Annotated in this window: 19 protein-coding genes and 2 tRNA genes; 6 read left to right on the top strand and 15 right to left on the bottom strand. The window is 27.8% G+C overall.

What is annotated here, in order from left to right; all coding sequences use genetic code 11:
- Positions 1-420 precede the first annotated feature (420 nt).
- From QZ288_RS07555 to QZ288_RS07500, 12 genes are all read right to left on the bottom strand, one after another.
- Positions 421-2196 carry a hypothetical protein gene (locus tag QZ288_RS07555; protein WP_295157176.1) on the bottom strand — a complete coding sequence of 592 codons (1776 nt, stop codon included), beginning with the start codon at positions 2194-2196 and terminating at the stop codon, positions 421-423.
- 81 nt (positions 2197-2277) lie between these two features.
- Entirely contained in the window at positions 2278-2655 is a 378-nt protein-coding gene (locus QZ288_RS07550; RefSeq protein WP_295157173.1) for a hypothetical protein, read from the bottom strand.
- Positions 2656-2774: 119 nt separating this feature from the next.
- Complete coding sequence (locus QZ288_RS07545; RefSeq protein WP_295157171.1) at positions 2775-4859, bottom strand: hypothetical protein; 2085 nt, start codon at positions 4857-4859, stop codon at positions 2775-2777.
- Between the two features lie 19 nt (positions 4860-4878).
- Entirely contained in the window at positions 4879-5697 is an 819-nt protein-coding gene (locus tag QZ288_RS07540) for a hypothetical protein (RefSeq protein ID WP_295157169.1), read from the bottom strand.
- A 259-nt stretch (positions 5698-5956) separates the two neighbouring features.
- Positions 5957-6925 (bottom strand): hypothetical protein, encoded by a 969-nt coding sequence (locus QZ288_RS07535; protein WP_295157166.1) that lies wholly within the window; start codon positions 6923-6925, stop codon positions 5957-5959.
- A complete protein-coding gene (locus QZ288_RS07530) occupies positions 6909-8189 on the bottom strand; it encodes an LptA/OstA family protein (protein WP_295157182.1) in 1281 nt (426 codons plus the stop codon). Before QZ288_RS07530 ends, QZ288_RS07535 begins: the two co-directional genes overlap by 17 nt.
- A 49-nt stretch (positions 8190-8238) precedes the next feature.
- Complete coding sequence (gene lptC / locus QZ288_RS07525; protein ID WP_295157163.1) at positions 8239-8802, bottom strand: LPS export ABC transporter periplasmic protein LptC; 564 nt, start codon at positions 8800-8802, stop codon at positions 8239-8241.
- The gene (locus tag QZ288_RS07520) at positions 8780-9331 is read right to left on the bottom strand and encodes an HAD hydrolase family protein (RefSeq protein ID WP_295157161.1); all 552 of its coding nucleotides are present in this window, start codon (positions 9329-9331) and stop codon (positions 8780-8782) included. The genes lptC and QZ288_RS07520 overlap by 23 nt, the downstream gene beginning before the upstream one ends.
- A 38-nt stretch (positions 9332-9369) precedes the next feature.
- A tRNA-Arg gene (locus QZ288_RS07515) sits at positions 9370-9442 on the bottom strand.
- Between the two features lie 34 nt (positions 9443-9476).
- Positions 9477-9559: transfer RNA gene (locus QZ288_RS07510), tRNA-Ser, on the bottom strand.
- Positions 9560-9623: 64 nt separating this feature from the next.
- Positions 9624-10367, bottom strand: coding sequence for a tRNA pseudouridine(38-40) synthase TruA (truA, locus tag QZ288_RS07505; protein ID WP_295157158.1), 744 nt, complete (start codon positions 10365-10367; stop codon positions 9624-9626).
- Between the two features lie 65 nt (positions 10368-10432).
- On the bottom strand, positions 10433-11395 hold the full coding sequence (locus QZ288_RS07500; RefSeq protein WP_295157155.1) for an ABC transporter substrate-binding protein: 963 nt from the start codon (positions 11393-11395) through the stop codon (positions 10433-10435).
- A gap of 321 nt (positions 11396-11716) precedes the next feature.
- Between QZ288_RS07500 and QZ288_RS07495 the strand changes: the two genes are divergently transcribed.
- A complete protein-coding gene (locus tag QZ288_RS07495) occupies positions 11717-12769 on the top strand; it encodes a DegT/DnrJ/EryC1/StrS family aminotransferase (RefSeq protein ID WP_295157152.1) in 1053 nt (350 codons plus the stop codon).
- A 90-nt stretch (positions 12770-12859) separates the two neighbouring features.
- Positions 12860-13684 carry a metal ABC transporter permease gene (locus QZ288_RS07490; protein WP_295157179.1) on the top strand — a complete coding sequence of 275 codons (825 nt, stop codon included), beginning with the start codon at positions 12860-12862 and terminating at the stop codon, positions 13682-13684.
- A gap of 10 nt (positions 13685-13694) precedes the next feature.
- Here the strand turns inward: QZ288_RS07490 and QZ288_RS07485 are convergent, their stop codons facing one another.
- Together QZ288_RS07485 and QZ288_RS07480 are read right to left on the bottom strand one after the other, a co-directional pair.
- Positions 13695-14435, bottom strand: a complete 741-nt coding sequence (locus tag QZ288_RS07485) for a metal ABC transporter ATP-binding protein (protein WP_295157149.1) — start codon at positions 14433-14435, stop codon at positions 13695-13697.
- A gap of 5 nt (positions 14436-14440) precedes the next feature.
- Positions 14441-15292 carry a zinc ABC transporter substrate-binding protein gene (locus tag QZ288_RS07480; RefSeq protein ID WP_295157146.1) on the bottom strand — a complete coding sequence of 284 codons (852 nt, stop codon included), beginning with the start codon at positions 15290-15292 and terminating at the stop codon, positions 14441-14443.
- Between the two features lie 227 nt (positions 15293-15519).
- Here QZ288_RS07480 and QZ288_RS07475 point away from each other — a divergent pair, with 227 nt between their 5' ends.
- Genes QZ288_RS07475 through QZ288_RS07460 form a run of 4 tightly spaced genes read left to right on the top strand, consistent with a single transcriptional unit; the run spans position 15520 to position 17807 of the window.
- A complete protein-coding gene (locus tag QZ288_RS07475; RefSeq protein WP_295157142.1) occupies positions 15520-15933 on the top strand; it encodes an META domain-containing protein in 414 nt (137 codons plus the stop codon).
- A 32-nt stretch (positions 15934-15965) separates the two neighbouring features.
- Positions 15966-16376: an META domain-containing protein gene (locus QZ288_RS07470; protein WP_295157137.1), complete on the top strand. Its 411-nt coding sequence runs from the start codon at positions 15966-15968 to the stop codon at positions 16374-16376.
- Between the two features lie 2 nt (positions 16377-16378).
- A complete protein-coding gene (locus tag QZ288_RS07465; protein ID WP_295157134.1) occupies positions 16379-17116 on the top strand; it encodes an ABC transporter permease subunit in 738 nt (245 codons plus the stop codon).
- Entirely contained in the window at positions 17097-17807 is a 711-nt protein-coding gene (locus QZ288_RS07460) for an ATP-binding cassette domain-containing protein (protein WP_295157131.1), read from the top strand. Before QZ288_RS07465 ends, QZ288_RS07460 begins: the two co-directional genes overlap by 20 nt.
- Here the strand turns inward: QZ288_RS07460 and QZ288_RS07455 are convergent.
- Positions 17777-18784 carry a calcium/sodium antiporter gene (locus tag QZ288_RS07455; protein ID WP_295157127.1) on the bottom strand — a complete coding sequence of 336 codons (1008 nt, stop codon included), beginning with the start codon at positions 18782-18784 and terminating at the stop codon, positions 17777-17779. The two genes, QZ288_RS07460 and QZ288_RS07455, sit on opposite strands and share 31 nt — an antisense overlap.
- Positions 18785-18861: the final 77 nt, after the last annotated feature.

Raw genomic sequence — 18861 nt, 5'->3', positions numbered from 1 at the left:
AAATATGAAAAAAGAGAATATGGATATTAATCTTATATCTAGGCTTACAGGTTTAAGTTCAGATGAGATAGAAAAATTTTAATTTAGTAATATATAATAATAAGTGTAAAAGCTATTATTAAGCAAGTTTATAAATAATTTTTTTATTATAAAATTATTTAAATCTAAGTATGAAATTCAGTAAAGCTTTGGCATAAATAAAAAAAACAATTATAAATCATATATAATTTAGCAAAAATAAAAGGTATATATATCAATTTATATATACCTTTTTTATAAATATTATTAAAAGTTATGATAAGCAAATAAAATATTATACGTATTTTTATTTATATGAAATCTTTTATATAAAAAATATTTTATTTTTAAACAATTAATTAATATAAAAACGGAGAGAGTTTTACTTCTCTCCGCTTATTATTATCTCTTATCTGCTACCATTTCAAGTCCAGCATCTAAATTAGGATCATCTGGAATCGTTATAGGTCCCATTTCAATAGTTCCTGATAATCCATGAAGGGTCATACTAGAACGTATAAGCTTTCCGTCATTTCTCAATACAACTCTAGTATAATTTCCTAATGTTCCGCTTAAATTTGTACATTCATATTTAGCTGTCCAATGTTTATCAGGATCAGAATCAAAACGAGCAAGTTTGAAATGATATTCAACTTGTACCCATTTAGTATTAATTAATCCTCCATTATTATAACTATATTTCATAGTAAACTCTGTGCCGTCTGAATTAAACTTATACTCTAAATCTTTTAATGCACCACGCCAGCTTAATGGGAATGTAGACGATGCCATTCCTCCTATACCGCCTCCTATAGATGCTTCACCATCTTTTTTGAAATATGTGTTTTTAACTCTGTCAGTAAATATCGGTCCGTAATCTTTGAAATTAGGATCTAATACTTTACCGCCTACAGATATAGTTTTTGATGAATCTGTTTCCTGTATTAACACAGATAAAGATTCTCCTTTGCTATTTGTATATGAAGCTCTATTAGTATCCGAAATTTTTTCAATACTATATTCTTTTGTGATAACATTCTTAGTATAAAAATCAGTTTCTTTTATAGTAAGTTTATTACCAGAATCTGTTAATGTATAAGTATATAATACTATACTTTTGCCTGTATATCCTGATGATTTCCAACTATCCAAATCAATCTGTTGTTTAGAACTTGGAGAAGTAGAATCATATCCGCTATAGTCACGCCAATTAAAGTCTTTAGATACCAAAGAAGATACATTATCATAAAATATTTTTTTATCATCTTCACTAGCTTCTCCATTTAATGCAATTACATACGGAGATCTTCCCGGTTTTGATTTATCGTGCTCTGCTATAGCATCAAATCCGTGCTGTGAAGGCATATAGCCTGTAGGATTTTTTACAAACTCGGTTTCATAATGCCCATATAAAATAACTTTTCCTGTACTATCAACATAACCTATTGGATCATACTCATAGAATGGTATTTTTTTTCCATATCTTTCTATAGCGTCAAAATCAGTTGGATACACATTACCAAACAAATTACCTGTACTAGTAATTTTACCATAAGCAAATATTAACTTTGAATATTTATCAACAGCTATTAAATACTGCTGAAGTTTTATACTGGCTTTACCGTCTATGGAATAAAAATTAAATCTATCTAATCTTCCGGGTAAATATCCGCTAATGCCGTATAATGGATTATTACCATTATATTTATATATTTTCAAAGGATCTATTGAAATAGTACCGACAACAGGAGCATCATAAACTTTATTATCGCCTATAACAGGCAAATAATAATCTCCTAAATTACCTTTCCAATCCTTTTCGCCTGGATGAATCCAGTTTTTTCCTCCTGGCTCTTTAAAATTATAAATAGGAAGTTTATCGCCTCTGAAACTAGCTTCAAAAAGCCAGCTGTCAAATTTATTTCCATTATATCCGCCATAATCAGGTCTATTCCATTCACCTGTTTTAAAAGGATCATATTCAGGTTTTAAATTTATCTCATCTCCAACATCGGGTTCTGCAGTACCTGTACCATCTTCTTTATTTTGCATCTGCTGATAATAATACCTAGGATTAAACTTGCTTGAACATGCTCTAGATATAACAAGCACCATAATAATAACTAATATTGATAAAATAATAGTTTTTTTCTGAAGTTTTTTTATTATTTTTTTCATAAATAATTTCTCTTTATTAAATTAATAATAAAAGTATATATGAAAAGAAATATAAGTAAACAATATATAAAGTAATTTATATCATTTTACTATAGAAAGTTTTTCATTATAAATAAAATTTTCATTTTTATCATTTTTTATAGTAATGAATATATTATTAATATGATTTCCCAAATTTAATTTATATATATATCCTTTTTTTTGTTCAGAATTAATACTCAGATATGTTGTAGTTGTATAAGGACTAACAGATAATGTTTCATCTATATTATCATTTTTTGTAACTTTTAAAATCAAATTATCTTTATCTTTATCATTAATTGTAACAACAATAGTTTTATCAGTATTTTCGTATGTACCAGCCCTACTTGAAAATTTAATACCTCCGCTTCCAAATGGAGAAGTACATGCGATAATAAATATTATTAAAATTGAAAAAAGTGTAAAATATCTAAACATATTAGAACCTGTATGTATATTTGTTATTATAACATAGTGTAAATTATTGTAAATATCTTTTGTATATATGTAAATATGGGCAAAGATTCTTGCTTTGCCCATATATAACATTAATTAACTTATTGCTTATAAGCAGGTGATGATATTACACCACTAGTCTGAGTACCGCCAGGAGAAGATCCAGCTCCAACAGACCAGTATAATACTCCATCATTTTTACCATTATATGGTGCTAATCTCAAACCCCAGAAAGTAAATTTCCAAATAAAGTTTCCTGTTCCATCATCATAGACAGCTCTGTCATTAGCATCCTGCTGAACATAAGTATAAGTTTTTCCATTACTGCCTTCCATTGTTTTTCCATCAACTGAGAACACATATCTATAACCGCTTCCTTCATAAACTTCACCTGCAACTCTTTCCAAGAAAGTAGGACCTGGATCATTATAGTTATATATACCTAAAATATCATAACTATTACCTTTATATATGGTATTATTATCATCTTTAATACCAATTTCAATATTTTCTCCATTATATGTATAAGAAGCATTTTTATCAGTTATAGTAGTTTCATTAACTTTATACTCTTTTACAACTTCAGGAATTTTACCTTTCCAATCTGTTTCTTTATAAGTTATAGTTTTACCATCATCTGAGAACTCATAACTATAAAGTATTAAACCCTTTCTATTTTTATAACTTCTACCTTTAACATCATTTAAGAAATTACCTGTAGTATTTTTTACCAAATATGCTTTATGGTGATCCAAAGCGCTTGTTGCTCCTGGGAATGGTGAAGAACCTAAAGACCAAGATAATTCTCCGTCTTTTATATTGTTATAATCATTAACCCTTACTCCCCAATAAGCAGCAAATCCAGCTTGATATTCTGCAGTTTTATTATCTTTATCTGAAGAATAAGTGTAAGTTGTATCAAGTTTACCGCCTTTATAATAACTTATTGTATTACCATCTTGGCTGAATACATAATAATAGCTATTATCACTTGCATAATATGTTTTACCTCTTACTCTCAATCTAAAATTAACTCCAGGATCTTTATAATTAAGAACAGCATTATGATTTCCGCCATCTCTTTTTAACTTATTAAAGCTTTCAACACCAACTAAAACTATATTTCCATATCTAGCAGAATATCCTGTTAAAACTTCGTTTAATGAAAGTGTTGTATCTTCCTCTACACCATTATAATAATCTTCTGTCTTTATAGTAACATTACTTCCGTCTTCTGAGAATTTATAAGTATATAATTTATATTCAACTCTTATTCCATAAGACTTACCTTTAACAGAGTTTATAAAATCTTCAGGCTCAAATTCTTCAGTACCAGCAATATAATATGGAGATACACCAGGACCATCATAACTAGCCATAGCTCTAGTAGGGTCATGAATTTGAGGGAAAAACTTAACAGCACTAATTCTCATCTCATTTTGATATTCTTCATAAAGAGTTAATCTTCCATCTTCATGGACTATACCTATAGGATCATACTCATAAAACATTCTTTTTTCGCCATGATACTCTGCAGCTTCAAATCCATTAGGTACAGCACTGCTCGCAACTGTTGTTGTAGATACAATTTTAGCATAAGCAAATACAAGTTTAGAATATGTATCTACCGCTATTAAATATTGATCTAAATTAGCACCTATTCCAGCTACTTTAGCTTCTCCAACTATTCTATAAAATAGGAATCTTTTCATTCTATCAGAATTATTATAATTTCCATTAGGATCTATAAGCGGATTCTTATATTCATATTTATAAATTTTCATAGGAGTTATAGAAACACCCTGGGCTTTATTTCCATCTGATGAAGCATCAAAATAATGTTCTGATTTTATAGGATCGCCTACAATCCATGCTCTATTTTCTTTCTTAAAAGAATATATAGGTACATTATTATTATCAAAAGATATCCTAGGAAACCAATCCTTTATTTTTGTACCATCAAAACCATTATAATCAGGATCATTCCAATCCCCTTTTATAAATGGATCTTCATCAGGAGGTATTGATCCTCCTATATCTATATCTTCACCTGGGTTAGAACCACCTTCGTTGCTATTATTTGCAATTTTTCCATTGTAATAATATCTTGGATTAAAAAAATGACCTCCGCAAGATATCATAAAAATAGATACTGTAATTAAAAATAATAAGTAATACTTCTTCATAATATATTCCTTTATAAAATTATCCTTTAAATGCCAAACCTATAGTCAAACCAAAATCTACAGAATTTAAGTAATATGATGGAAGAGCTGTTGTAGGATCAAATCCTTGAGGAACACCATCTGGACCAATTTCACCAGCTGCTCCTAATAATTGTTCAGGCATTGTAATGTATTTTGGTTTAAATACATTATATCTCATATAAGCACCTAATATAACTTCAACTCTATCATTAACAGGCTGATTATATTCAAGCATAAATTTAACACTAAAAGTAAAAGGATTCATATTCTTTATCATAAAATCAGTTACTATTATTTCTCCTATAGTTGGTGGGAATATTGTAGGGTCATCAGAATAATACAAATATTCTGGAGATAAATCAGCTATTAATTTTCCTCCTATATGAAGACCTAATGCTAATCTGCTATTTAAAAAATAAGCTTTAGTACCAACTCCAAAGCTGATTACAGGAGCATAAGATATATTCATATATACAGTAGCTGTTACCCCTTTTATAGTATTTCCAGATACTTGATAAGCTCCGCCACTTCCAACACCTATAGAACCAAAAACACTCATACCGCTAAATTTAGATGGATCCATTCCAAACCATCTTTCTGAGCCAAATAAATATCCAAGCTCAGCTTCTCCGTCCATAGTATATCCTACACCGCCTTTCATATATGCTGCACCTAATTTTGCCAAGTCCTCTTCCCCTATAATTGGAGTAGTAGCTGTACCATTAAAGTTTGCCTTTAATGCCCAAATAAATCCTTCATCAAAAGCATACGCAAAAGAACAGCTCATTAATAATAACATTATAAAATATCTTTTCATAAAAAATTTTCTCCCAACAATAAAAATCGACATCTTAGCTAAAATGTTTATATATAAATAATAACCCTTTTTGATTTTAAGTAAATAGTATTTTTTGAAAATTTACAACAAATTTATAATTATGTTTATTAATTATTATAAAAATCATACATTTACTACAAATAATATAGACATCTTTGTATTTTTGTTTTATTTTTGATAGACATTTTTAAGATAATGTTTATTTCAATATAGCTAATATATACTATTTTTTATGTATTTATTTTTTTATAGTGTCTTTATATTCTTTAATAGTTTTATAAGGAGTCTTTAATTGGAAGTTAACTATATTGCTGTACCAGTCGGCATAATCAAAGCCTTTTATTTCAGACATTATAGAATGCTTTTCATCTGTATGCATATCATATTTAGGAAACATCATAGCAATAGTTTGAACTATATAGTAAGAAAATATTTTTTTACGAATTTCATTATCTATATCAGAGTTTAAAAGCTGATAGGTGCTTATTATAGAAACAGATTTGCATGGCTTTATATGATAATTTTCTGCAGCTATTCTGTCTGCAAAACCTCCGTCTGCAATATATTTGGCAGGCATTCCTCTATAGTTTGCAGTTAATGGCATATTCACTATTATAATAGAACTGTCTCTAAACTCGCTTGCCGCCGCTCTCCAATATAAAGATGTAAAAATAAATAATCTGCTTCCTACAAGCAATTCATTTCTATTTTTTACAGGACTTTTCCAAACATTAAGTATGCTTTCTCTATATGAAGGAGCTATATTTTCTGCTATTATATTTAAATGAGTTCCATATTCATATCCGAATAACTTTTTTATATTTATTCTTGTTTCATTGGAAAGAGAATATAATATATCTTTTTTTAATTGCTCATAATCTATATTTTTTATATCTATAAAATCTCTTCTAAATATATATGAATTATCTGTTATTATTTTTCTATTATCATTATAAAATTTATGGGCAGATATACCGTTTTTAAGATTATATTTTATTTTGTATCCTAATATATTATAAGTAAGTTCTGATAAATCATCATCAAAAATATCAATAAAATCTTTAGGCTCAAAACCAATAATGCCGTCATCTTCTATATAAGTAATATTAACATCATATATTTTATCTTTTCTAAGAGGCTCATTACTTTTCTGACATGATAAAAAGAATATAAAAAATAAAAGTATTATATTATTCAGGTATTTCACCGCTTACACCTATAGCTTCAACTTTTCCATTATCTATATAATACTTTATTTCTCTAGCCCTTACAATGCTTTCTTTTTGTTTTAGATAAGGATTTTCTCCCCAAAGCCTCAAATATTTATTCTTGTTAAAATAAGTAGCCCATGCACTTCTAGAACTCATATCACTGCCCTCAACAAATACATCGCCGTTAGCCCTTAATTTTTCATCATCATTAAACATCTGCATAGTTACCGATGTGATTTTTATGCTTCTATTTTCAACATAAGCCTTAGGACTTTCGCTTACAGTAGCAACCTTTGTATCAGGGTCAAGATGCAGTAAATCTCCTTCCAAAGATAAACTCTCATCATAATCAATCATAACAACATCATTATGAAATATAACATCCTTAAACTTATCATCTTTTTTATATTCTATCCACTCCCCAAAAGCTATAATACCTCTGTCAGGTATTCTTACAGAAGGCTCTTGATACATATAAACATGCTCATTATCTATTTCATATTCTATATATCCGCCTTTAAGTATCATATTCTCTTCATAAAAAAATGCTGTTACATTGCCGTAAGCATATAAAGTTCTTGTATTATTACTCTTTCCGCCGTACTCATTTAAAAATAATCTGTCTGCCACTATTATATTATAATTGCTTACACTGCCGTTTTTTTTATTAGTATCAGATGAGTTTACATAATTATTAGTCTGAAGAATATATATTTTTCCTCTTCCCATAACATTAGCAGTAGAAGTTTTAGCATTATACTCTAATATTTCGCCTTCGAGTCTGTCAGAACCCTGATAAAGTCTAGGATTTCCTGTAAGCGTAGATATTTGAGTATCCATATCATAAATTAAACTGTCTGCATATCCGTCAGTTTTAATATTATTTTCTTTATCTATATGAGTTAAATGCACATTACTAACAGCTTTGGCTATAGGAGTATTAAAATCTCTTTCCATAAATGAGCTTCTTATAGTCATATTATTAGTAGGAGACCTTAATACAGGCTGATTTTTTACATAAGCATATCTAGTTTTTGCATTATAACTTGCATAACCGCCTGATATAGAAGAGCCGTTTGTTCTGCTTAAAAGTCTTACATTTCCGCTGAATGTTGCTAATTCAGTTTCCTGATAAAAAGTCATAATATGGCTTGTAATAACGGCTGAAGAATCTTCTAATTTGGCATTTCCTGTATACTGAAAAACTTTATTCTTATTATTGTAGGTAAACTTATCAGCACTTCTTCTTGACTGAGCTATTAAAGATAATGCAAATATAAATAATATAAATACTGCAAAAAAAACTTTTTTACTGTTCTGCAACAGGCACTCCTATAGCATTGCCTTCATCAACTTCATTATATATAGTTATATTTTCAAGTCCGATATCTGCTTCCATACTGCTTCCCTTAAGCCAGCTGCCGTCTTCCTGCTCCACTCTTATAGGTACAGGACTTGTAAAATGCTGCTTTTCATTATCCCATTGCAGATATTCTGTATAAAGAGTTGTATTATTTGAAGATTTTGCAATTACATTTGTATATATTTGCGTATATAAAGTATCCTGATTTATAGTTACGAATTGCCCTGATATGCTTGCTGCTATTATTTCATTAGATTCATAGGTATAGCTTCTGCTTTCATATAATTCTATTTCTTTTTTGTCATTAAAAAATTTAGCATTTGATGCAAAAGAATCCAATTGTTTAAAATTACTGTTATAGCTTTCTCTCCTAAATCCGTAGAATTCCATATTAGGAACATCATCTAAATTTGAATCTGCAAATTCATTGCCTAGATTATTGAAATCCGTACAGGATACAGATAAAATCATAAAAAATAATAAAATACTAAAATTTTTTAATAAATTCATTATAAATGCCTTTTGATTTTAAAATCATATCTATAACTACCCTAACAGCACCATATCCACCTCTCTTACTGATTATAATATCAGCAATTTTCAAAGCCTCATAATGGGCATCTTTAGGGCAAAAAGATATTCCTACATATTTCATAACTTTCAAATCTATTAAATCATCGCCGATATATGCTGTTTCTTCTTTCTTTAAACCATATTTTTCCATTAAAGTTAAAATAACAGGCATTTTATTTTCCTGCCCCAATATCAAGTCCTCAAAACCATGTCTTTTAAATTTATCGAATCTAGTTTTAATAGCATTAGAATTACTGCCTGAAATAACAGCTACTTTTATACCTGCTTTTAATGCCATAACTATACCCATTCCGTCCTGAGTATGAAAAAATTTACTCTCTATACCATTATCATCAAATACAAGTCTGCCGTCAGTCATAACTCCGTCTATATCAGACACCAAAAGCTTGATTTTCTTAAGTTTATTAATATTAAATAAATATGATATATAATCCTTGATATTCATTGCTAGAATCTTTTATTTAGATATTAGGATAAATATTTTGGGGCTTACAGGACTCGAACCTGCCCACCCGGTTTAGGAAACCAGTGCTCTATCCTGATGAGCTAAAGCCCCTTATATAAGGAAGCCGTTAAAGTTTAAAAAAACTCGGAGAGTGTGGGACTCGAACCCACATGGGTGTTAGCCCGGCGGTTTTCAAGACCGCTGCTCTACCAATTGAACGAACTCTCCAAATAAATATGCTTTATATTATACCATATAATAAATTTATTTCAAGTACTTTTAATAATTTAAACTATTTAAAAAATGCTCTTCTAAAATAAAGCCCTTGTGCAGGGGCTGTTACAAAAGCACTCGCTCTATCTTCGCTTTTTAAAATATCTTCTATAAAGTTAATCGGCATTTTCTTCTTCTGTCCTTCCACTAAAGTACCTACTATTATTCTAACCATATTATGTAAAAAAGCATTGCCTCTAATAATAAAATATATAGTATCTCCTTTTCTAATAGCCTTAACTCTCTCCAAATATCTGAACTTAGAATCATTTTCATCTTCAGCAGAACAAAATGAAGTAAAGTTATGCTCTCCTATTAAATATTTAGAATACTCATTAATCAATTTTTCATCTATAATATTTTTTCTATAAAACCAAGCATATCTCTCATAAAATGGAAAAGAAATGCTGCTGTTATGAACTATATACAAATATTCTCTAAATACTGCAGAAACTCTTGAATTAAAATTATCAGGCATCTCTTCGGCTTTTATTATTCTTACATCTCTATTCATACAGGAATTTAAAGCTATATGAACCTTATTAATAGGCACTAACATTTTAGGAACTCTAAAATTAGCAATCTGCCCCAAAGCATGAACTCCTGCATCAGTTCTTCCGCAGCCGTATATAGTTATTTTTTCGCCGTATATTTTCTCAACAGCTTTATATATTTCTCCCTGAACTGTTCTTAAATTTGGCTGTATCTGCCAGCCGTAAAAATCTGTACCGTCATATTGTATTGTTATCTTTATATTATGCATATATTAAAAATAAAAGCCCATATAAATATTATATAGGCTTTTATATACTCATAAAATTTTAATTATTATAAATCAGCAGGTATTGAAACATTTAATTTTTGTGCCGCATTAGTATTAACTTCTAATATAGGGTTTTGAATATACTCTATGGGCATATCAGCAGGCTTAGATTCCCCTTTTAATATTTTTACTGCCTGATTAGCTGTTAATTTTCCTAATTCATAATAATCTATGCCGTAAGTAGCAAGTCCGCCTGCATTAAGCATAGCAGCTTCTCCGCATATTACTGGTATTTTTGCAGGCTCTGTGATAGCTATAACATTAGCCATTCCAGCTGATACCATATTGTCAGTAGGCACATAAACAGCATCTACCTTTCCTACTAAACTTTGTACTACCTGCTGTATATCATTAGGATTTGTTATTGTAGCATCTATATAAGTTAAGCCTACTTCATCTGCTTTAGCTTTTGCCATATCAACTTGAAATTTTGAATTTTGCTCGCTTGAACTGTATAAAAATGCTATATTTTTAGCATTAGGTATAAGTTTTTTAAGCAAATCTATCTGTTCTTTTACAGGTGTTAAATCGGAAGTACCTGTAACATTGCCGCCTGGAATTTTATTATCTGCTACTAATTTTGAATCGGCAGGATCTGTTACTGCTGTTATAAGTATAGGTATATCTTTAGTTAAATTAGCAGCTGCCTGAGCCGCAGGTGTTGCTACTGCAAGTATCAAATCCACTCTGTCATTGATAAATTTCTGAGATATTGTAATGCAGTTTGCCTGTTCTCCCTGAGCATTTTGATGATCTATTATAATATTTTTTCCGTTCTCATAGCCTGCTTCTTTTAATCCGTCTATAAAACCTTTGCTAGCCTGATCTAATGCAGAATGTTCAACAAGCTGAAGTATTCCTATCTTTTTAGATGCATTATTTGAAACTGAATTATTAGTATTATCAGACTTTGAACATGATGTAATAGATAATACTGCAATTGATAAAATAATAAATAGCTTTTTCATTATTATATCTCCTTAAAAAATTTTACATAAATTACTGCTACTAGTATAATATAAGAAGTAATAAAGTCAAACAAAATTATAAATTAAATAATTATTTATTTTTCTAAAAATTTCATAATAGAACTTCTATAAATCTTTTTTTATATTTATTAATATATATGCCAATAATTTCAAACATAAAAGCAGAATTTAATAAAAAATTAATTAATTAAATAAAGAAAAAATAATGCAGATATATTTGCAATATTGAAAATAATATATTTTATGATATTATCATTTATAATATTTCAAAATATTTTAATTTTATATGAGGAATAAAAATTGATTAGACATTCCAGACCTACTATAAGAAAGAAAGATTTAGAATCTGCATTAAAAGTTATGATTAGCGATAATCTAGCAGCAGGAGATGTTATATACGAGTTTGAAAGAAATTTCGCCAATTATTTTGGGAAGGGATTTACTGCAATATTTGTAAACAGCGGAACAGCAGCATTAGAACTTATATTAAGGCATCTGAATATAGGCGAAGGCGATGAAGTAATAATGTCATCTTTTCTTAATGCCTCACCTCTTCAGGCAGTAACAAGTTTAAAAGCTTCCCCTGTTTTAATAGATATAGATGAAGACAGCTTTCAAATATCTATGGATAATGTTATAGAGGCAATCAATGAAAAAACTAAAGCTATCATTGTTTCTCATATGTTCGGAAACTGTGCTTTGATAGATGAGCTTGCTGATATCAAAGTGCCTATTATAGAAGATGCTTCTCATAGTTTGGGAGGCAGATACAGAGATACTTTACTTGGAAGTTTCGGAGATTTTGCATACTTTTCTTTTTCTGCAACTAGAATGATAACTTCAGGAGGTGCAGGAGGAATGATACTTACAAAGAAAAAAGGAATGGACGCTATAAGAGATATAATTCATTATGATAAAAAAGAAAATTTTATTAGAAGATTCAATTACTGTGCAACAGATCTTCAGGCTTCTATAGGAATAGAAGAACTTAAGCATCTTGAAAGAATGGTTGAAGTAAGAGCAGATATTGCATCTTTTTATGATAATGCAATGCTTGAAAGCAATTTGATAAAATTATCTACTCATGACAGCGAAAGCCCTTCATATTACAGATATGTATGCATGCTTAACGGCAGTATGAATATATATGATGCTTTAAAAATGTTTGAAAGACATAATGTAGAAGCTGCAAGACCTATATTCAAGCCATTGCATCAATATCTTAATTTGCCTAATGAAAATTACCCTAATACTGAAAATGCATATTTAAAAAGCATATCATTGCCTATATACCCTACTTTACAAAAAAATGAAGCAGAACTTATTTGCAAATTAATAAAACAGATAAGATAAAAATATTTTGAACTTTCATTATTGCAGTAATTAATATATAATACACTGCATTCCTAAAACTGCAATTTATGGAGAAATCCTATGGAAATAATGGAAATATTTGAATATGATTTTATGCGTAAAGCTTTTATAGTAGGTATTATGCTTGCTGTGATTATACCCTGCATAGGAGTTGTTATTGTATTAAAGAGACTTTCTATGATAGGAGATGCCATATCTCATACTTCGCTTGCAGGCGTTACATTCGGATTAGTTTTTAATATAAATCCGATAGCCGCATCTATTATATTCTGCATATTATCTGCATTATCAATAGAGTTTATAAGAAAAAAAATTTCTAAATACGGAGAAATATCTATATCTATTATAATGTCTTTATCAATATCTATTGCAGGACTTCTTTCAGGATTTGTAGCAAACAATTCCAATTTTAACAGCTTTTTATTCGGAAGCATTGTAGCTGTAAGCGATTTTGAATTAAAATTAATAATACTGATAAGTTCTGTATCAATACTCATTTTTATTTTTTTATACAAAGAAATTTTTTATATAACATTTAATGAAAGATTAGCAAAACTTTCAGGAGTACCAGTAAATAGAATTAACTTTATTTTTACAATATTAACTGCAGTCACAGTATCAATATCAGCAAGAGCAGTAGGAGCTTTAATAGTATCATCAATGATGGTAGTGCCTGCAGCATGCTCTATGCAGGTGGCTTGCAGTTATAAAAAAACTATAATTTATGCTGTAATTTTTAATCTGTTTTTTACAATATTAGGAATATTCATTTCATATTATTACGGATTAAAACCCGGTGCTGCAATAGTTTTGATAAGTATAATAACTTTTATAATAATAATTTTATTTAAATCTGTTATATCATCAAAGCATAGCAGAATATTCACGAAATAAATTATATAAATCAGCATGAACAAATATTATCGCTATTAGGGTGCTTATGTTTATGGGAAATCTCATCATATATTTGATTTTTATTAAGTTCTAATAAAGTGCCTTCCTCAAAGCAGAATATTCTATTTTGTATATTATATATTCTCTCTAAATCATGCGTAATCATTACTATAGTTGTATTTTTCTCTTTGTTTAATTGCTGAAGAATTTTATACATTAAATCTATAGTTTCTCTGTCAATAGCATTTGAAGGCTCATCAAGTAAAATCAAGTCTGGATTAGATATCAAAGTTCTAGCTAAAAAAACTCTTTGAATTTGTCCGCCTGAAAGTTTTGATATCATTCTATCTTTATATTTCTGCATACCGAAAAGCTCTAATACATTCATAACCTTAATATGATGACTTTTATTTGGAAATTTAAATAATCCTATATCTGAAAAATTATTAGACATTACTATTTCATAAACTGTAGCAGGAAAATTCAAAATCTTTGAATATGCATTCTGCTCTAAATATCCTATTTTTTTCCAATCTTTAAACTTATTAATATCTTCTTCATATAATTTAATGCTTCCTCTGTAATGGCTGATTTCTCCTAAAATAAGTTTTAATATAGTGCTTTTTCCAGCTCCGTTTGAACCTATTATAGAAACAAAATCGCCCCTATTCACATCAAAACTTATACATTTAAGTATATCATCAGAATTGTATCCGAAATGCACATTTTTGAATTCTATAACCTTACTCATAATATTTAATTAAGCCCATTAGTTAAAGAAATAAAGTTTTTTTCCATAACAGAAAAATAATCTTCTCCTGCATTAATATATTCTTCGCTTAAAGATTCTATAGGATTTAATGTTAATATTTTTATTCCTGTTTCTTTAGCAATAGAATTAGCCAATTTACGGCTAGAAAAATCTTCATAAAATATAGCCTCAACATTATTTTTTTTTATGAAAACTATAGTATCAGATATTGCCTTAGGGTCAGCCTCATCTCTTGCAACTGAAAATTGATTTAGCAAATATTCTTTACAAAAATGTCCGAATGCTGCATGAGTTACCACCAAATTAGTATTTGATGCATTTGATAAATATTCTCTGAATTTGCTGTCTAATTCATCTAATTTCTCAGCATAAAAATTATAATTAGAATTATAGTACTCAGCATTATCAGAATCTATATCAGATAATGCATTTTTTATATTTTCCATCTGTTTTTTAGCTTTAATTGGCGAAAGCCAAAAATGAGGGTCTAAATCTTTATCATCTATATTAAAAGAACTCTCTAAATAATTTAATTCCTTTATGCTGTTTTTCACAGTATCAACCCAATGCTCCATACCGCCGCCATTATAAATAAAAAGATTAGCTTTTGTTAAATCAGCCATATCTTTTGAAGTTATTTCAAAATTATGAGGTTCTGCTCCTGATGAAGTCATATTATATACATCTATTTTATCTCCGCCTATTTTTTTGGTAAAATCATAAATAGGATATATGCTTGTATAAATCTGAGGCTTATTAACTAAATTAGTTTTTGAAGAATTGCTGCAGCCTATTAAAAATGATAATGCAAAAACAGATAGTATAATTTTTTTCATTTAACTCATACCCATATATTTAAATTATTTAATAATTATAATATGATAATTATCAAATTTCAATATAAATATCAGTTTAATTTTAAATATATTAATACACTATATAATTAATATTATATATAAATTTATATTATATATAATAATAGAAGAAATTTTATATTACATTATCAAATATATAGACTTTTTACCGAAAATATAATAATATTATAAATTAAATTAGGATAATTATGAAATATATTGTGCATATTATAATAACAGCATTGTTTGTAATTTCATGCTCTACAGCAAAAACGGCTCAAACAGCTCAAATAGAAAAAATTGATAATAATAGCTTGCTTGGAAGAAAATTCAAATTAGTAAGTATGCATCCTCAAATGAATATTACAATAGAGTTCGGTAAGGATACAGTATCAGGTTTTTCTGCAGTTAATAATTATTCATCTTTATATACTTCAGACGGAGATATATTTAATATAATATCAATATCATTAACAAAAAAACATGGTACAAGAGAAGAAACTGCAGCCGAAATTGAATATCTTAATATGCTTAAAAATGCCACTTCATACAAAATAGAAGGAATGAAATTAACAATATATACTTTATTATCTTCTAATAACTTAATTTTTGAAGAAATTTGAATAATTTGTTAAAATGTATTTAGGATATTTTAATGATAAGAAATTATAGCTTAATATTTTGCTTTATTTTTATAATATTTACAAGCTCCTGTGCTTCATCAAAAAAAACAATCAATATATCAACCAGCACTTTAAATGGAAAAACTTTTCAGCTTACAAATATGTTTGAAGGAAGAGGAATTACAATATCATTTTATAATGAAGAGTTTTACGGATACGGCGGATTTAATACATATTTAGGAAAATATGAAATGAGAAGAGGAAATATGATTATATTTAAAGATATGGTGGTTACAAAAATGGGAGGAACTTCGGAGGCAGTTGAAGCAGAAAAACAATATATAGAATTATTAAATAAAGCTTCTTCAATAGAACTTACAAGCAGCAATCTTACTATAACAACATTAGATAATGAAATTCTTATATTTAAAAGAATTAAATAATAATGAAAAATAAAAAATCTATATACTTAATATTAGGAATTATTATATTTATAAGTTTATGGCATTTTATTTTTATTAAAATTAATTCTGAAATAATATTTCCTAATCTAATCAATATACTAAAAAAATTTGCAGAAATAATATCAGAAAAGTCATTTTATAAAGATTTATCTGCAAGTCTTATTAGAGTTATAACGGCATTTATTTTATCATTTTTATCTGCCTCTATATTAGGTATATTATCAGGCATATTTTTACCCATAAGATATATATTAATACCAATAATAAATTTCATAAGAACAATACCTTCTATACCTTTAATATTAGCAGCTATAATATGGTTTGATAATAATGCAGTACCGATATTCGTTTCTATGCTTATTATTGTTCCTATAATATATGATGCTGTTGCTAATGGAATAATAAATATAGATAAAAAATTGATAGAAATGTCATTATCATATAATGTATCTTTAAAAACACAAATATTCAGTCTTTATATACCATACATAAAACCGTATATATTAACAGCAGTATCTCAGTCTATGGGCATAACTTGGAAAAGCATATTAGCAGCAGAAATATTAGCATTGCCTGCTTTTGGAATAGGAACTAAACTTTATGAATCGCATTTATATTTAGATACTGTTTCTCTATTTGCATACTGTTTAATTTCAGTTATATTTAATGGTATATTTGAAATTATTATAAGGATTAATTATGATAAAAAAAATAGATGATGATATATTCAAATTAGAAAATATAAATCTTTCTTATAATGATTTAATAATATTCAAAGATTTTAATATATATTTTCATTTAAATAAAATTAATATAATATTAGGTGCATCAGGTACTGGAAAAACTTCTCTTTTAAATATAATATCATCAAAAATCAATAAAGATGATAAGGCATTCGTATATCAGGAACCAAGACTTTTAAACTTCTTAAGTTCTTATAAAAATATAGAGTATGTATTAAAAGATAAAATCAAAAATGATATGGATAAAATAATAAAAAAATCATTAGAGATAACGGGACTTATAAATAATATGCATTCAAAACCAAATGAGCTTAGCGGAGGAATGAAGCAGAGATTATCTTTAGCAAGAGCTTTAGCTTATGATTCAAACTTTATACTTATGGATGAGCCTTTGCAGGGACAGGATATAAAAAGAAAAAAAGAACTTATTGATATAATAAAAAGCATTCAATTAAAAACAAATAAAACTATTTTTTATGTTACTCATGATGTATCAGAAGCTATTATGCTTGGAGATTATATTTATATATTATCAAATAAAAATAATTATACTCAATTAATATTTGAAGAATATATTGAAAGTAATAATATCAAAAACAATTTGCAGGAAAAACTTACCAATATATTAATAGATAATTATGATACTGATGTAGTTTTAAACAAATAAAAAACATAAGCTATATAAACTATTAAAAATATTATGCCCTTTAATTTATTTAAACTTTTTCCTTTTATAGTAAATATTAATAATAATATACCTACAAATACCATAATAGAAAAATCTATCAAATAATTCTGAGTTTTACTTAATATAATACCTCCGAATTTAAATGAAGCTGCAGATGATATTCCAAGAACAGCTCCTACATTAAATATATTGCTTCCTACTATATTTCCTATGGATATATCAGCCTCTTTTTTAATTGCTGCTATTAAGCTTGTAACAAGTTCAGGTATGCTGGTGCCTACTGCAATAACTATAAATCCTATTATATGCTCGCTTAAAAAATTTCTGAATATTCCTGTTACTCCTTTAATAAAAACATCAGAACCAAATGCTAAAGCTAATACAGCGATTATTATTTTAAATACTGCCCTTCCTATAGAATTAGTTTTGCTTGATGATGATACTTCTTTTTCAAAAGCCTCCAATTCATCTTTATCTTTAGATATTACGCTATACAAATAATAAATATAAATACATAATAAAATAATAAGTATTATACCTTCAATTATAGAAATTTTATCTCCCATTAAATTTTTAGTATCGATATTAAAAAGCATAATGAATAAAGCAGCATACATTATAAACATAAAAATCATAGAAACATAATAAGATTTTTTATTTGCAGACATATTCATAAATAAAGCAGACATTCCAAGTACAAATACAATATTAAATATATTACTGCCTATAACATTACCTACAGCAATGGAACTCTCTCCCCTCAAAGCACCGAATAAACTTACAAAAAGTTCAGGCATAGATGTACCCATAGATACAACAGTAAGCCCTATAACTATAGTAGGTATTTTAAGTCTATTAGCAGCCATAACACTTCCGTCTACAATATATGTTCCGCCCAAATATAATAATACTATTCCTGCTGCAGTAAAAACTATATTTAATAAAATATTTTCCATTATATTATATCCCTCTTTAATTATATATATTCCCTCTTTAAATTATATACATTCCATCTTATTATATATATTCCCTC

Source organism: uncultured Brachyspira sp. (genome assembly GCF_910578695.1).
Taxonomy (GTDB): Bacteria; Spirochaetota; Brachyspiria; order Brachyspirales; family Brachyspiraceae; genus Brachyspira.
Note: the sequence above shows the minus strand (reverse complement) of the source record. Positions and strands in the feature narration are given on the sequence as shown.

Coding starts and splice junctions, on each gene's coding strand:
- QZ288_RS07480 (WP_295157146.1), bottom strand. CDS start 15,292: ATGAAAAAAATTATACTATCTGTTTTTGCATTATCATTTTTAATAGGC.
- lptC (WP_295157163.1), bottom strand. CDS start 8,802: ATGAATTTATTAAAAAATTTTAGTATTTTATTATTTTTTATGATTTTA.
- QZ288_RS07470 (WP_295157137.1), top strand. CDS start 15,966: ATGATAAGAAATTATAGCTTAATATTTTGCTTTATTTTTATAATATTT.
- QZ288_RS07490 (WP_295157179.1), top strand. CDS start 12,860: ATGGAAATATTTGAATATGATTTTATGCGTAAAGCTTTTATAGTAGGT.
- QZ288_RS07520 (WP_295157161.1), bottom strand. CDS start 9,331: ATGAATATCAAGGATTATATATCATATTTATTTAATATTAATAAACTT.
- QZ288_RS07475 (WP_295157142.1), top strand. CDS start 15,520: ATGAAATATATTGTGCATATTATAATAACAGCATTGTTTGTAATTTCA.
- QZ288_RS07455 (WP_295157127.1), bottom strand. CDS start 18,784: ATGGAAAATATTTTATTAAATATAGTTTTTACTGCAGCAGGAATAGTA.
- QZ288_RS07460 (WP_295157131.1), top strand. CDS start 17,097: ATGATAAAAAAAATAGATGATGATATATTCAAATTAGAAAATATAAAT.
- QZ288_RS07465 (WP_295157134.1), top strand. CDS start 16,379: ATGAAAAATAAAAAATCTATATACTTAATATTAGGAATTATTATATTT.
- truA (WP_295157158.1), bottom strand. CDS start 10,367: ATGCATAATATAAAGATAACAATACAATATGACGGTACAGATTTTTAC.
- QZ288_RS07500 (WP_295157155.1), bottom strand. CDS start 11,395: ATGAAAAAGCTATTTATTATTTTATCAATTGCAGTATTATCTATTACA.
- QZ288_RS07555 (WP_295157176.1), bottom strand. CDS start 2,196: ATGAAAAAAATAATAAAAAAACTTCAGAAAAAAACTATTATTTTATCA.
- QZ288_RS07545 (WP_295157171.1), bottom strand. CDS start 4,859: ATGAAGAAGTATTACTTATTATTTTTAATTACAGTATCTATTTTTATG.
- QZ288_RS07550 (WP_295157173.1), bottom strand. CDS start 2,655: ATGTTTAGATATTTTACACTTTTTTCAATTTTAATAATATTTATTATC.
- QZ288_RS07485 (WP_295157149.1), bottom strand. CDS start 14,435: ATGAGTAAGGTTATAGAATTCAAAAATGTGCATTTCGGATACAATTCT.
- QZ288_RS07540 (WP_295157169.1), bottom strand. CDS start 5,697: ATGAAAAGATATTTTATAATGTTATTATTAATGAGCTGTTCTTTTGCG.